Genomic DNA, 14090 nt, shown 5'->3' on the forward strand with positions numbered 1-14090 from the left:
TAATAGCTGATTGAGATCAGTTGTTCAGTAGGCTGTATTGAACCTTCTATAAATTCACACATCCCGTGTTCATCACAAGATAAATTCAATTGTTTATAGCTGATTGCAAAAAAATCGGAATATTTTTTGACTACAAATGGGCTCATGTCAGATGTTAAAGGCTCTTCGTACTTAAACAATTTAATGACTTTGCGATCATTCATTCCTAACAAATAAGTTTCGTTATTTAATTCAATGTGAATTACACCAGTGTGTTCAGCCACAATTGGAATCAAATAAGACTTATTTGCCAACAGAAGATCTAGAGCATAACTCTCAAACTTTGAGTTAATGAGGTTGAATACCAAGATTGAACCAAAGCTATTTTGTAACCCTTCTGTATAACTCGCCTCTTGCTGGGTTTGCTGTACCTTAATACCTAGTTTTTGAAAGTCTAAATCAGTTGCCTGCTTTGCTTTCATGAGACTACGAGTAATAGCCTGTTTAAGTGGGTTATCAAAATAACGCTCATCAAGCTGAAAATCATTTTGGCGTAATATTTTTAACAACATGTCGTCATGATGCGAAAGAACATGTGCAAGTACATTACGGAAATAAAATTTACTTTGCTTTTTGACCTTGCGAACTTGTTGATAAAAATAAATTTCATCAAAGTCATGTTCAATAAAATCATGCAATAAACTTGAACTTGCCAGTACAGACAATGCTTCATGACCAGTAAATGGCAAATGAATCGTATGCAAGCTTGGCAACAACGCTTTTATTTTTAGGTAATGTTCGCGGTCAGTCGCAAAATAAGGGTCATAAACAATGACGTATTCACGTGCTGCGTCCACATCTTGTGGCTGGATCTGCATCTCTTTATTTGACACAGCATCGAAAAACTCAGCATAGCGTCGATCTTCAACTTGATCAGGATCAATTGAATATTGAGGTACAAATGCAATCACACGGTTCATATTCAATAAATTAGAATATTTGATTGCTGCATAGCCGCCCATCGAACCGCCATAACCCACAATATTTTTAAAACCCTGAAGAACAGGCGAAATTGTTTTCGCCAGCTCAATCATGCTCGCTTGAGGAAACCATGATTTTTGTTTTGGCATTATTCCAATAACATTGTATTGGTATTTAATTAGGGACTTTTCAGCATTGATAGATAAGCCACTCGCTCGGGTAATCAAATCGCCAAAAGAGAGAACCAATGTATTAGAATCGCCTGGTAAAAAAATGGCTCTAATGTGTTCGTCTTCAAAAATAATTTGCTTATCCATGCTCACACCGAAAGAAAATTTACTCCCACATACAACGTCAAAAATGAAACAAAATAGGTGTTTTGCCAATTTATGATTGCGGAGTATCTTATTTTATAGATGCCAGTCAGATTAAAAAGCGCAAAATATGACACAATCCTTACATCCTGCCGCTCAAAAAGGCTTCAGCTCAGCTGCTGAACTTTATCAGCAAGTTAGACCTAATTATCCCGAAGAAATAGTAAGTTGGCTGCAAAACTGCCTACAAATACAGGAAAACTCTACTGTTATCGATCTTGGATCAGGTACTGGCAAATTCTTACCCTACTTAAAACAAACACATGCAGATGTTATTGCAGTTGAGCCAATTGGCGAGATGTTACAGCAGCTTCAACACGTTTATCCGAATATCAAAACATTACAGGCTTTTAGCCATTCAATTCCTGTAGCGGACCATAAAATTGATGCCATTATTTGTGCGCAATCTTTCCACTGGTTTGACAACATAGACACCCTAACAGAAATGTATCGGATATTAAAACCAGAAGGGCATTTAGGGCTCGTTTGGAATCAAAGCGATGAACGTACAGATTGGGTCAAAGCTTTAGCTGATTTTCTGCTTCCACTAGAAGGAGACACGCCTCGTTACCATAGTGAAAAGTGGAAACGTGTGTTTGAACAGCAAGATTTATTTCTGTTTGATAGCCTACAAACGTTTACACAGTCACAACGTGGCTCTGTCGAACAAGTGGTGAGTAAACGTTTACTCTCAACAAGTTTTATTGCTGCAATGACCGAAAAAGATCAACTACAACTCAAAGCACAGTTTGAAAAAATTGTTTATGATTTTACCGGACTGGGTCCTCAAGATCAGATTGATTTTCCATATGTCACATATGCATATCACTTTCAGAAAAGTACGTTACCCGTTAAATAATTAGTGAATAGGTTTGGTTGAAAGTTATGAACAAGAAAACACCTCAGGTCATATTAATGTCTTTGCTTTGCTCTAGCCTATTACTTACTGCTTGTAAAAAAGCGGATGAGCCTGCAAAGACTGAGCAAAACTCAGCAACATCATCTACCGATCAGGTTTTAGAAAAACTAAATGAAAGACCTGTTAAGACTTTTCCAGCGACTGCTGATGATGCACACGATATTGCGCTCTTAGAGGACTATGACCGCCGCTTTACAGAAATGAGCGACGAGATGGAAAATGAGTTAGCAAAAATGCATGAAGCAGGAACACTAACAACAGAGTTTGAGCAACAGCGTACGCTTGATAATGTGCGCTCTGCACTTACCATGTTAAAAGATCTAGATTTAAAAACTGAACAAGGCCGTTATGTACAAGGCCTACTGTATCAATATTGGGAAAATCAAGAAAAACACTATAGCGATAAGCACGCGACTAAAGATGAGCAGATCAATGATCTTGCTGACTATTTACAAGCACAGAACCAATTAAAATATTGGAAAGCATCGCAACAGAAATAAAAACGATATTGCTTACTAAAAAGCCTTCATATTTATGAAGGCTTTTTTAAATTAAATATTTTGCTTTTCAACCCAATGAATAGATTGCACACGGAATAGTTCACAAGCACCATCGCCGGTATCAGTTGGCGTAAGTGAAGATTTCCAGACTAAGTCTTTGTCTTTAATCTCAACAAGATCACCTTTTAAATAGACCAGATCACCACGTTTAACTTGTTTAATCTGCTGAGCAATTTCAGGGTTTGCAGGAATAATGTGCATGTTAGACACCATCTGCATGGCTTGCTCTGCTGGAACAGGTAATTTAGGAATTTTCCAGTTTAAATAACGGTCATACTGTTTTACTGAAATATGGCGTGCAATTTCAGGCTGTGCAAACAGTCCCCAACTTACCGCATAGTCAATAGGTGAAAACTTAGCTTGCTCATCACTGTGATATATTTTTGAACCTAGTATTCTGAAATTCCCCTGAAAAGGTTGCAATACAGAAATTGACTGGTCTTTTTCAACGGGGCTCAAACCTTTGGCAATATTATATTCACTTGAGGTCGATGCAAATGCTGAACTCATGCTAATAGCAGCTAATAAGCCCATCATTAAACGTTGTTTTTTCATCGCTTTACACCTCGAATATTGCTAGATCAAATTAAAAAGATCTTCAATTTATAGTAGCCTTAAGTGATGAAAAAAATATCGGAATTTAGTAACAATACAGCTTAATTTCGTCTATTTTTGTGCATTCAAATTTTCTATTTAATCGTCCAATTGAATTCTTAAAGTTTCAAAACGAACGTTTCCTTGCTGTACAGCTTGCGCAATGGCCTGCTGGCCTTTAGTGAGTCTTGCACCGCCACTTTTTACATCAAGTAAAATAATATTGATGTCTTCTGCCGTACCGTCACCATCCCGAAAATCGGTGTATCCATCAAAAATAATATAATCTACTGGATCCCCCATGAATTTTGCATCGCTGGGTAGATACTGAAATTCTGGCAAAATAGGAGCAAATTGTTCTGCCATTTTTCCTTTCAACACTGCACGGCTTGTATTTACACTTCTCTTTTGTGCTTGAGTGAGAGCTTGCTGATGCTCGAGTTCAAGTTCAGCAATATATTGTTCATATTCAGCCTTAATTCGGCCATTTCGGGTGTTTGATAAAATAAGAGTAGTGATAATGATGCCAATTCCAGCACCAATAAGCATGGCAAGCCATACAGACATAAATTTTCCTTAAAAAAACGCGAATCAAGATTACAGATCTAATCATATCTAAAATAACGAAACAGCTTAAACTTTTGTCAAATGTGGTCATCTCCTTCACATAAAAAGATGCTAAGGTATAAAACATAAACAAATGTGCTGCTGAAAATAATTGGATTTATGAAAACGATACTTATAGCAAATCAAAAGGGCGGATGCGGAAAAACCATGACGGCCATTACGTTGGCAACAGCATTGGCACAAAAAGGATATAAAGTAGCATTAGCAGATTCAGACAATCAAAAATCGGCTTTACAGTGGTTAAAACAGCGCCCCGACACGGTCGCAAGGATTCAAAGCCTCGACTGGCGTCATGAAAAATCAATTGGTGATGCACCTAAAAATCTGGATTATTTAATTATTGATGCACCTGGTGCACTTTCAGGTGAACATGCTGAGCAACTCATTAGTGAAGCTCATGCCATTATTACTCCACTTCAGCCTTCATTTTTCGATATAGAGAGTACTCGTCGCTTTTTGAAGCATTTACAAGATATTAAGCGTATTCGTAAAGGCAAAGTACAGATTTTACTTCTCGCCAATCGTGTAAAACCGAATAGTGCAAGCTCAAAAGATATTCAACAGTTTTTTGAAAAAATTGAACAGGAACCTGTTGCGTGGATTGCTGAACGTACTGCTTATGGTAGCTTAGCGATGCAAGGTTTAAGCATTTTTGATAAGCCTCAAAAAAACTTTCTTACGATCCAAAACCAATGGCAACCTGTTCTAAACAAGTTAGTTGAAGATAAAGCTGAGTGGTTTTAAATAACTTTTAGTCTCTAAAAAGAGATGTATAAGGTTCTTTACATTACGGCCTTAAAATTTGCCTCAGGTTATTTTTCAGTTAATATGACTTTATTCTATGTAGAAAATTAGAGAAATATTGTTCGTGCATCCATACGCTCCTAATTTACAGCGCGTTTTATTGTTTGGGCTGTTTTTTATTTTGATTTTTTTAGGATTTAATATCCTGAAATACTTTATTGTTCCTGTACTTTGGGCTGCCATCATTGCTTATATGACTTGGCCTATTTATTTAAGAATTCAACGTTTTTTTGGAGAAACCCGTAATACGTTAAATGCAACGCTAATGATTAGTCTGGTCGTTTTGGTTGTTGGCGTCCCTTTTACATGTGCTATTTTTATTTTGCAGCATGAAGGCCGCAACTTATATTTTGATTTACAACGTCAGGTTTTTTCAGGTCATTTAAGTGTTCCTGATTTTATTCGCGAGCTTCCTTTTGTTGGAAAGGAAATTTCTCGTACACTCAATGAGTTAAATAACGATCCTAATAGCACCATTCAGAATATTGCAGCTTGGGTTCAAAGCCATTTAAGTTATGGCCGAATGCTGCTCGGTGAAATTAGTAAAAATGTTGTCAAATTTGGCTTTGCCGTATTTACTCTCTTTTTCTTTTATCGTGATGGTCAAATGATTTTATCTCAGGTGAGTAAAGCCTTAGAAATGGTCATCGGTCCTCGTATTCACCACTATCTAGATACCATTTCTGAAACGACTCGAGCCGTAGTCTATGGCGTGGGTTTAACTGCAATTGCTCAAGCTGTTTTAGCTGGATTAAGTTATTTCGTAGCAGGTGTCCCAAACCCAATGGTACTTACCATTGCTACTTTCTTATTGGCTTTAATTCCATTTGGTACACCAATTTCCTATTTAGGTGTCGGTCTATGGTTGTTCTCTCAAGGACAAACAATGGAAGCAATTGGTGTAGTGGTTTGGGGTGTAGTGATTGTTAGTAGCTCAGATAATGTGATTCGACCACTTGTAATTTCTGGTGCCACAAAAATTCCATTCTTATTAATTATGTTTGGTGTGTTAGGTGGTATTGCGAGCTTCGGATTGGTAGGTTTATTTATTGGCCCTGTAATTCTGGCTATTTTACTGGCAATTTGGCGTGAATGGTTACATGAAACCATTGAGCCTGAACCGATGCCTAAAACGACTATGATTTATGATTCTGAAAGTGAATCTTCCAGCGATAAAGAGTGACATATTTATTTAATTTAAAAATGTTTCTAGATACAAAGTGACTATTTAAATTAACTTGTAGGCTAGACCTGCGTTTGTTTGAATCTAACAATCATATATATTTATAAGGACATCCGATCATGCAGATGTTTAATAAAATTGGCGCAGTCTGTGCGCTTACAGCTTTTTTTACGGTTGGCTGTAGTTCAGTCACAAAAACTGTATCAGATACAGCTCAAGCATTAACGACAATGCATACGAAAAAAGTAGTCGATGTAAATGAAGTGACTGCCGCTGGTGTTGGTAAAAAATTAGGTACGATTAGCTTTCAAGATAGCGACAAAGGTTTAATTATTACCCCTGCTCTAGCTGACCTACCAAGTGGTACACGCGGCTTCCATATTCATGAAAATGCCTCTTGTGAACCAGCTGTAAAAGATGGAAAAGCTGGTGCTGCTTTAGCTGCTGGTAGTCACTACAACCCGAATCAAGCTCCTCATCACGGTACGCCAACCACTGGCCACTTAGGTGATTTACCTGCTTTAGTGGTCGACAACACAGGTGTTGCAACAACTGCTGTGATCGCACCTCGATTGAAACTTGCTGATCTTCAAGGTCGAGCTATTATGATTCATGCGGGTGGCGACAACTACTCAGACTCACCTCTGCCTCTCGGCGGTGGCGGAGCTCGAATTGCATGTGGTGTGATTAAATAATTTATGTCTTTTTCAAATTGTGGGTATCTAAAAAGATATCCACAATTTTGTTAATTTATTGATCGTTACAACTTGGTTTAAGCCTAATAAAATCTTAAAAAATGACTGACTTTTGTAGATAAAAAGAATAATATTTTTGAAGTAATAAAAATTTAAAGTTACATACTGCTTTCTCATATTTTCTCTAATTTAGAACAAAAGCCGTGAACTATCTGACCCAAATATTTAATAGTTTTAAGACAAACTCCATTTTAATTTATTGCCTGCAAATTTTGATTGTACTCACAGGCACAACTTTGGGTTTACTTTGGCTAGGACATAACGAGCTCATCGTTCCTGTGACTTTAGGAGCGATTGCAGCAGCGTTAACCGACTTTGATGATCGCTTAAGTATTCGATTACGTAACTTGGTTTATGTCTGCCTCCTCTTTTTTACAGTCAGCAGTATTCTTGGCTTTTTAGCTCCCTACAAAATTTTCTTTATTCTATATCTTTCTCTTTCTAGTGCTTTTTTCATTTTATTAGGCGCTTTAGGGCAACGTTATGCCACAATTTCGTTTGGCACTATTTTGCTTTCCATTTATAGCATGTTCGGTTTAGGAGAATATACGCACTGGTATCAACAGCCTACCTATTTTGTTTATGGCGCTTTGTGGTATGGCTTCACTTCTATTGTGTTTTTTATTATTAAACCAACACTTCCCTTACAAGATAAGCTCTCACAAATTTTTAAAGAAATTTCTGTTCTACTACAAGCAAAAGCACGCTTATTTGATCCCGACAATAAAGAAAATGTAGAACAACTTTTATATGAACTGTCCTTACAAAATACGCAAGTTGCTCAAAGTCTCAATCAAATACGTAGCTCCCTGCTCACTCGACTCAAGGCTTCGCGCGTCAGTAATAAAAGTATTTATTGGCTAAACCTATATTTTTTTGCGCGGGACATTCACGAGCAAGCAACCTCTAATTATTTACATTACGAACATATTCAACAGAACTTCAGCCGTAGTGATCTTATTTTCCGTTTCCAAAAAAACCTGCGCCTACAAGCACAAGCATGCCAAGATCTAGCTCAGTGTATTTTGCATAATCGGCCATCTCAACCATCGCAAGAAAGTCGGACGGTATTGAACCATTTGGAAAGTTCTTTAAAGGACTGGATACAGCAGCATCCACAAAACTTTGAAGTGAAAAATTTAAGACTTATTTTTGATAATTTAAAAGGAATGCATGAACAGTTTGAACAACTACAATATGCACAGCCTTTCCCTGAAAATAATACCCAAACAAGACAAGAACACTTAAATTTACTTGATGATGATATTCAAGGGTTTTCAGATCTGATCTTAAAACTCCGGCAACAGCTTACACCACAGTCGGCATTGTTTAGACATGCCATACGAATTGCAGTCGTTTTCGCTGCAGGTTATGCGATTTCATTATTACCATTTGCTCAGCATGGCTATTGGATTTTACTGACGAGTTTATTTGTCTGCCAAATCACTTATTTTGCGACTAAAAGCCGTCTTAAACTAAGAACCATTGGCACCTTACTCGGTGTTTTATTAGGAATACCTATTCTATATTTTGTACCGAGTATTGAAGGTCAGCTCATCATTACGATTATTTGCGGAGTCTGTTTTTTCTATTTACGACAAAAGAAATATGCATTGGCTACACTTATGGCCACCCTCATGGTGCTGTTAATTTTCAACCTAAAAGGCGCAGGCTACAGCATTATTTTACCTCGCCTGATAGATACGCTGTTAGGCTGTTTTATTGCATGGCTCGCTGTAAGTTTTATATGGCCTGATTGGAATTTTCGCAATATTCCCAACAATATTAAGAAAAGCAGCAAAGCAACATTAGATTATTTCAATGTGATTGTTGAGCAATATCAATATGGTAAAAATCAGGATATAGAGTACCGCCGAATTCGTCGTGCTGCTCATAATGCTCAAATCGAGCTGTCGAACATGATCTCGAGTTTAAGTGCTGAACCAAATCCAAATCCTCAACTCATTCATTACGCTTTTCGCTATTTAGTTTATAGCCACAGCCAGTTGAGCTATGTGGCAGCGTTAGGTAGCCAACGGCAGAAAATTGAGGATCAACAGGTATTACAGCTCTTACTGGATTGTCAGCACATTCTTAATCAGAGTTTATTTGAACAAGCTTCTGTTGACTTTAATTTTCTTGAGCGAACTTTAAAACAAATTCAAAATCTAACAACTCATGAGCACTTTTCGGAAAGCTATACTCTAGTCTTAAAACAAATGAGTTTACTATTAGAAACCCTACCTGAACTCTTAACTTTAAAAGGTAAGCTTTTAGAACAAGAGATTAAATAGCTATAACACTTTATTGAGGATAAAAAATGGACTTTCCAAAGATATATAAATTTCTATCTGCCACTTTTTTATTGCTGAGTAGCACATCATATGCATTTGAAATAAATGATTTAAAAAAGATTATAGAGTGTCAATCAGATCAAGAAACTTATACCAGTTTTGCTTCTGAATATGATGAAAATTTATCAGCGCTTGGCTTTAAAAGAATTGAAGATTCAGACCAACCTTTCATTTATTTATATAAAACTAATCACCCCATTGAACTGTTTGGTTTAAAGACAAACGAAATTGCCCTAGCAGGCCAAGGTATAACTGCCGTTTTTCGTAATGTAAATATTCAACAACTTTCAAAGAAATTTAATATTCCTCAGCATCCAGACTTTAAAACATTACCTTTTTTTAGAGGTGTTCGCACTGTCAAGACAGAACCTGCAACAGCAGATTCTTTTACTGTTTATCATAATCTCAACTTATCAGAAATGACCGGAAAAAGTCCGATGACATTATTAGGTTGTACTTATGAAACAGACCACGAGGAAATGGAAAAAATGTTAAAAGAATAGCTAAAAAAACCGGAATATCGATTCCGGTTTTTTTAATTTAATTATTTCCTTCGAGCTTTCTTTCTTGCATTTCCTGCTTTAAAGCACTTCGTGGTTGACTAAACCAAAGAGCAATAAAGGTAAATGCAGATAATACAAAGGCCCATAAATGAAATTGAGTATAGAGATAACGCACCAACTCAATCATTACAAAGAAGCTCATCATCAATAGCATCGAGACTGCAGCCGCTACCGTTCCTTTTGATACTTCAGATGACATGAGTGCAAAGCGATATAAGACTGAAAAGCTAATTCCCTCACCAAAACAGATGAGCGTCATGCCTGTAAGCAAACAAGGAATTAAATAGGTTTGCCAAACTACACCCAATATTAAAATAAGTGTTCCAATCAGCATAATCGGTAAACCAATCAGAATGGTCTTACCTAAAGCTAGACGGTCAATAATTTTAATTAAAACAATATTCCCGAGAATGAGACCAAGAAATACTGGAAATTGAGCCAAACCATATTGCACACTGGTGAGCTTTAATTCATCTACCAAAATGATTGGAGATAAAGCAATCCAAAGCATTAAAGGCATGCCCACCAACGGTAAAGCAAGACTTAAGCCTAAAAAACGGCGGTTAGTGAACACCTTTTTAAAATCATCAAAGAGATAACTAAAAGGTTGTCGAGTTACACTGGCCTGCTGACTTGGCATCTGTTTTTTCAAACCGACCCAACTGAGTAATGCCAATACAGCAATGGCGACAAAGCCCCAATGCCAAGACACATAATCAATTAAAAAGGCTCCAAGTACTGGCCCCAACAAAGGTGCAAGCAACGAGATATTTGCCATGAGTGCCATAACTTTAATTGCATCACGCTCAGCAAAACTCTCTTGAATAGCGGCATAACCGACTGCGGAGATTACGGTTAAGCCAATTCCCTGCAAAAATCTTAATGCCAAAAACTGTTCTATTTGCCGTGTTAGTAAAATTAAGAAGCAGCATAGAGCAAAAAACAAAACCCCTGCTAGCAGTACTTTTTTACGTCCGAGACGATCTGACAACGGCCCAAGTAACCATGCAACCGTGGCACCACCTAATAAATAAAATGACATTGAAGACGGTGCCCAAGTTGCGCTTACACCAAAATCTTGAGTAATTGCCAACATTGCTGGCTGAATAAGGTCATTGCCAATATAAACCGCAAATTCAAATAGCACTAAGGCCAAAGGAAACATCAACGTTGTACGGTTCAACGTTGTCGTTTGAATATTTTTCATGAGTTGTACACTTCAAAATAGCGGCCAAAATGTCTCAGCAACTACATATTGAAATAAATAATGTAGTCATGACGATGACAGTATGGTCTATCAATCTTTAGATAAGTTTTTATATGCCGTGAGAGTGCATGTTTAGAAAGTGAAACACCGTATTCACAAGGTGTCTAAAACGAGAAAAAATGTATGACGTGAGATTCGGTAATTTTTACCAATTGGCACAATTGCCGAGCGCAACAATAGCACTTTTTAAATTGATCAGCAATCATGCAATTTCAAGAAGCTTAAATTTCAGTTTTTTGCACTAAAAGACCCACAAATTCCTGTTGTGCACAAAATCAAAGTTATCCACATATTCGATAAAAAATTAAGCATTAAGGACAAGGATTAACTTGAAAATCTGGGGCATCTTGTCCTTGTGTACATTGATAGCTTTGCTTTTTATTTACAATTTTCCAGACTTGCTGGTCTCGCTTTAATAAATATTCTGTACGGACTTTTGTTATCGCATCTTCGCTAGGATCTGTCTGTAAAATAATGACTTGAGCATTAGAGGGATCATCGGCAGCATTCATTTGCTGTGAAATATCCAAATTGTTTGCATCGTTTAAAAGATCCGGCTGATCAAGTAATACCGCTTGTATCGGACTATCCGCAAGTTGGGCAGAAGAATTTTTCGCTGGAGTACACGCCGTTAGCGTTAGAAGGCTAAAAGCAATCAGCAAACTCATTTTTCTCATACGTGATCTCTTAGATTTACCCAAACTTAATGCTAAAGACTACAAATACTTTTTTCCGTTCAACATTGTAAACGGATTTATAAATATAAAGCTTTTCTTCAAAGCAAATAACTAAGAATGAGATAGCAATCCAATATTATTGATTTTTAGTCAACAATATTTTTCAAATTCTTGCATTTTTCAACAAGAGTAAATTCCGTAAAGTACACATCAAATTTAGGAATTTAATTAGAGTGACTCCCATGAGTAAGATTTTAGTGATTAATGGTGCCAAACAATTTGCACATTCAAATGGTGAATTAAATGACACATTAACTACACTCGCAACGACCCATCTCACGGAACTTGGCCATGAAGTTCAAATGACCCGTGCCGATAGCGATTATGATGCCGAAAATGAAGTTGAAAAATTCTTATGGGCAGATGTCGTTATTTACCAAATGCCAGGTTGGTGGATGGGCGCGCCTTGGACATTTAAAAAATATATTGATGATGTATTTACTGTAGGTCATGGTTCACTTTACGCAAATGATGGTCGTAGTCGTTCTGATGCATCAAAAAAATATGGTTCAGGTGGTTTAATTCATGACAAAAAATATATGCTGTCATTGACTTGGAATGCACCAATGGAAGCATTTGACGATGCAGATCAGTTCTTCCACGGCGTAGGTGTAGATGGTGTTTATTTACCATTTCATAAAGCTAATCAGTTCTTAGGCATGAGCACATTACCGACTTTTATTGTAAACGACGTGATTAAAATGCCTGACGTTGATAGTTATGTTGAAGAATATAAAACCCACTTAAATTCTGTATTTGCAGCAGCCTAATAAGGAAAAATCCATGCTTACTATTATTGCGGAAATTCATACTAAATCGGGTGGACAGCATCGCCAAAACGTATTGGATGCATTTCAAAAAATCATTCCTACTGTTTTAGCGGAAGATGGTTGCCATGGCTACGAGCCTTTGATTGATCACATATCAAATGCCAGTTTCCAAACAAAAGAACCTGAAACGATTGTGATGTTAGAAAAATGGGAAAATGTTAGCCATCTTGAAGCACATCTGGCTACACCTCATATGCAAGCCCATCATGCAGCAGTTAAAGATGATGTCATTGATGTCAAAATTAAAATTTTAGAAAGCGGCGTATAATTTAGCCCATAAAAAAAGACGATATATTTATCGTCTTTTTTGTTTTTAAGAACAAAACTGTGTTTGGAATCCTCTAGAGCCTTTCCCTCTCGCGCACTGATAGCTTTTTTGCTTATTCTGCAATTGCCATTTTTCATCGACTAATTTAAATGCATATTCTGTTCGAATGGCAGAGACAGAGTCATCCATTAAACCTGTTTGAATAACAACAATACGGGAAACAGTTGGAGATTCTACTCGGTTAAACACTTGCTGAACTGAGGTGTTATTGTGCTCTTTTACAATCTCAGGTTGAGCTTTAATTACTTGTTGCATTGGGGTTTCGGAGCCCACAAAAGGAATTAATTTACTGGTCGTCGCACACCCAGTGAAAAGTCCAGCACAGAGCGCTGAAATTAAAAATAAACGTTGCATTTTTATCACCAAAAACAAAAGGCATAGCTTTATGATGCTATGCCTTGCTCGGTTACTCTATAGAAACTATGTAGTTCTACAAAATAGATCTATTTAAAGATCAAATAATTTACCTATTTTAGGCTATTGGACTATATAGCGGTTTTGCTCTTAGTCTCTTAACCTTGCTTAATCATATTCTGATGGGATAGCAAACTTGTAAATACTAATAGTGAGTAGCATAAATACCAGTTTGTAAAATAACTTTTAGACTACATCAATAGGTCTATAAAATGTTTTTCACTTTCCTAAAATAGTATTTAAAATTTTAGAGAATAAATGTACCTCTCCAGAACCTTGAATATCTACATTTTGGTTGATTAAAAAAGCTCTTGCCTCATTGTCTACAATATAGGGATAAAACTTTGCATTTTGAAATGATGGTTTTAATTTTTGATAAATTTTATCTGACTCATCACTAAAATAAATACTTGGATAACCAACTTTTTCAACATCACCTCTTTCATTGACTAATAACTCTATCGTAAGCATTCTATCTTTCGAATCCAATTCAGCAGAACTAAATTGTGGAATATGAGGGCCAACACGGTATTCAGGTGTATTTAATAGCCTTTTTCGAATAGATTTATTACCAAAATCAATATAGTTATATTGTTCCCAATTACAATCAGAATTTCTTTTTTTATCTTCTCCAATAAGTGAGCCATCCTTTGCCAGTACAGTCATTGTCATCACACCAGAATTTACTTTACTAAAAATATTATCATTTAATACGCGACAATAGATCATAAATAAAATATTAGACAACGGATCAACATATTTGCTTGAGGGATTTTCCAATGCTGTATTTGATTGAGCTTTCAATAGAATCACATTAAAAT

General features: G+C 36.6%; 16 protein-coding genes. 9 read left to right on the top strand and 7 right to left on the bottom strand.

Going from position 1 to position 14090, the window contains the following annotated elements; translation table 11 throughout:
• A partial coding sequence (locus NL42_RS16260; RefSeq protein WP_461313526.1) for a hypothetical protein occupies positions 1 to 1277 on the bottom strand: 1277 nt, incomplete at its 3' end.
• A 127-nt stretch (positions 1278 to 1404) separates the two neighbouring features.
• On the opposite strand from NL42_RS16260, the gene NL42_RS16265 reads away from it, so the two are divergent.
• Positions 1405 to 2193, top strand: a complete 789-nt coding sequence (locus NL42_RS16265) for a class I SAM-dependent methyltransferase (RefSeq protein WP_461313527.1) — start codon at positions 1405 to 1407, stop codon at positions 2191 to 2193.
• 26 nt (positions 2194 to 2219) lie between these two features.
• On the top strand, positions 2220 to 2753 hold the full coding sequence (locus NL42_RS16270; RefSeq protein WP_461313528.1) for a hypothetical protein: 534 nt from the start codon (positions 2220 to 2222) through the stop codon (positions 2751 to 2753).
• Between the two features lie 51 nt (positions 2754 to 2804).
• On the opposite strand, the gene NL42_RS16275 is transcribed toward NL42_RS16270, so the two are convergent.
• Together NL42_RS16275 and NL42_RS16280 are read right to left on the bottom strand one after the other, a co-directional pair.
• Positions 2805 to 3368: a hypothetical protein gene (locus NL42_RS16275; protein WP_016140054.1), complete on the bottom strand. Its 564-nt coding sequence runs from the start codon at positions 3366 to 3368 to the stop codon at positions 2805 to 2807.
• A 138-nt stretch (positions 3369 to 3506) separates the two neighbouring features.
• A complete protein-coding gene (locus NL42_RS16280) occupies positions 3507 to 3974 on the bottom strand; it encodes a Holliday junction resolvase-like protein (protein ID WP_016140053.1) in 468 nt (155 codons plus the stop codon).
• Between the two features lie 159 nt (positions 3975 to 4133).
• Here NL42_RS16280 and NL42_RS16285 point away from each other — a divergent pair, with 159 nt between their 5' ends.
• The 5 genes from NL42_RS16285 (at position 4134) to NL42_RS16305 (ending at position 9633) form a co-directional block, all read left to right on the top strand.
• Positions 4134 to 4778 (top strand): ParA family protein, encoded by a 645-nt coding sequence (locus tag NL42_RS16285; protein ID WP_461313529.1) that lies wholly within the window; start codon positions 4134 to 4136, stop codon positions 4776 to 4778.
• Positions 4779 to 4902: 124 nt separating this feature from the next.
• Complete coding sequence (locus tag NL42_RS16290) at positions 4903 to 6021, top strand: AI-2E family transporter (RefSeq protein ID WP_461313530.1); 1119 nt, start codon at positions 4903 to 4905, stop codon at positions 6019 to 6021.
• A 125-nt stretch (positions 6022 to 6146) separates the two neighbouring features.
• Positions 6147 to 6716: a superoxide dismutase [Cu-Zn] SodC gene (gene sodC / locus NL42_RS16295; RefSeq protein WP_461313539.1), complete on the top strand. Its 570-nt coding sequence runs from the start codon at positions 6147 to 6149 to the stop codon at positions 6714 to 6716.
• 203 nt (positions 6717 to 6919) lie between these two features.
• Complete coding sequence (gene yccS, locus NL42_RS16300) at positions 6920 to 9070, top strand: YccS family putative transporter (RefSeq protein WP_461313531.1); 2151 nt, start codon at positions 6920 to 6922, stop codon at positions 9068 to 9070.
• A gap of 26 nt (positions 9071 to 9096) precedes the next feature.
• The gene (locus NL42_RS16305) at positions 9097 to 9633 is read left to right on the top strand and encodes a hypothetical protein (RefSeq protein WP_461313532.1); all 537 of its coding nucleotides are present in this window, start codon (positions 9097 to 9099) and stop codon (positions 9631 to 9633) included.
• A gap of 37 nt (positions 9634 to 9670) precedes the next feature.
• Here the strand turns inward: NL42_RS16305 and craA are convergent, their stop codons facing one another.
• Positions 9671 to 10900 (bottom strand): chloramphenicol efflux MFS transporter CraA, encoded by a 1230-nt coding sequence (craA, locus tag NL42_RS16310; protein ID WP_461313533.1) that lies wholly within the window; start codon positions 10898 to 10900, stop codon positions 9671 to 9673.
• 371 nt (positions 10901 to 11271) lie between these two features.
• Entirely contained in the window at positions 11272 to 11637 is a 366-nt protein-coding gene (locus tag NL42_RS16315; RefSeq protein ID WP_461313534.1) for a hypothetical protein, read from the bottom strand.
• 242 nt (positions 11638 to 11879) lie between these two features.
• Here NL42_RS16315 and NL42_RS16320 point away from each other — a divergent pair, with 242 nt between their 5' ends.
• Both NL42_RS16320 and NL42_RS16325 read left to right on the top strand, forming a co-directional pair.
• Positions 11880 to 12467 carry an NAD(P)H-dependent oxidoreductase gene (locus NL42_RS16320; protein ID WP_461313535.1) on the top strand — a complete coding sequence of 196 codons (588 nt, stop codon included), beginning with the start codon at positions 11880 to 11882 and terminating at the stop codon, positions 12465 to 12467.
• 13 nt (positions 12468 to 12480) lie between these two features.
• The gene (locus tag NL42_RS16325) at positions 12481 to 12795 is read left to right on the top strand and encodes a putative quinol monooxygenase (RefSeq protein WP_461313536.1); all 315 of its coding nucleotides are present in this window, start codon (positions 12481 to 12483) and stop codon (positions 12793 to 12795) included.
• 45 nt (positions 12796 to 12840) lie between these two features.
• On the opposite strand, the gene NL42_RS16330 is transcribed toward NL42_RS16325, so the two are convergent.
• Positions 12841 to 13209: a hypothetical protein gene (locus tag NL42_RS16330; protein ID WP_461313537.1), complete on the bottom strand. Its 369-nt coding sequence runs from the start codon at positions 13207 to 13209 to the stop codon at positions 12841 to 12843.
• Between the two features lie 279 nt (positions 13210 to 13488).
• Positions 13489 to 14090, bottom strand: a 602-nt coding sequence (locus NL42_RS16335) for a hypothetical protein (protein ID WP_461313538.1), incomplete at its 5' end; no start/stop codon positions are given.

It is taken from the genome of Acinetobacter sp. GN11 (genome assembly GCF_054823985.1).

Excerpts from the sequence above, each read along its gene's own strand:
- NL42_RS16265 (WP_461313527.1), top strand. The coding sequence starts at position 1,405 with ATGACACAATCCTTACATCCTGCCGCTCAAAAAGGCTTCAGCTCAGCT.
- NL42_RS16270 (WP_461313528.1), top strand. The coding sequence starts at position 2,220 with ATGAACAAGAAAACACCTCAGGTCATATTAATGTCTTTGCTTTGCTCT.
- NL42_RS16275 (WP_016140054.1), bottom strand. The coding sequence starts at position 3,368 with ATGAAAAAACAACGTTTAATGATGGGCTTATTAGCTGCTATTAGCATG.
- NL42_RS16280 (WP_016140053.1), bottom strand. The coding sequence starts at position 3,974 with ATGTCTGTATGGCTTGCCATGCTTATTGGTGCTGGAATTGGCATCATT.
- NL42_RS16285 (WP_461313529.1), top strand. The coding sequence starts at position 4,134 with ATGAAAACGATACTTATAGCAAATCAAAAGGGCGGATGCGGAAAAACC.
- sodC (WP_461313539.1), top strand. The coding sequence starts at position 6,147 with ATGTTTAATAAAATTGGCGCAGTCTGTGCGCTTACAGCTTTTTTTACG.
- NL42_RS16305 (WP_461313532.1), top strand. The coding sequence starts at position 9,097 with ATGGACTTTCCAAAGATATATAAATTTCTATCTGCCACTTTTTTATTG.
- craA (WP_461313533.1), bottom strand. The coding sequence starts at position 10,900 with ATGAAAAATATTCAAACGACAACGTTGAACCGTACAACGTTGATGTTT.
- NL42_RS16315 (WP_461313534.1), bottom strand. The coding sequence starts at position 11,637 with ATGAGAAAAATGAGTTTGCTGATTGCTTTTAGCCTTCTAACGCTAACG.
- NL42_RS16320 (WP_461313535.1), top strand. The coding sequence starts at position 11,880 with ATGAGTAAGATTTTAGTGATTAATGGTGCCAAACAATTTGCACATTCA.
- NL42_RS16325 (WP_461313536.1), top strand. The coding sequence starts at position 12,481 with ATGCTTACTATTATTGCGGAAATTCATACTAAATCGGGTGGACAGCAT.
- NL42_RS16330 (WP_461313537.1), bottom strand. The coding sequence starts at position 13,209 with ATGCAACGTTTATTTTTAATTTCAGCGCTCTGTGCTGGACTTTTCACT.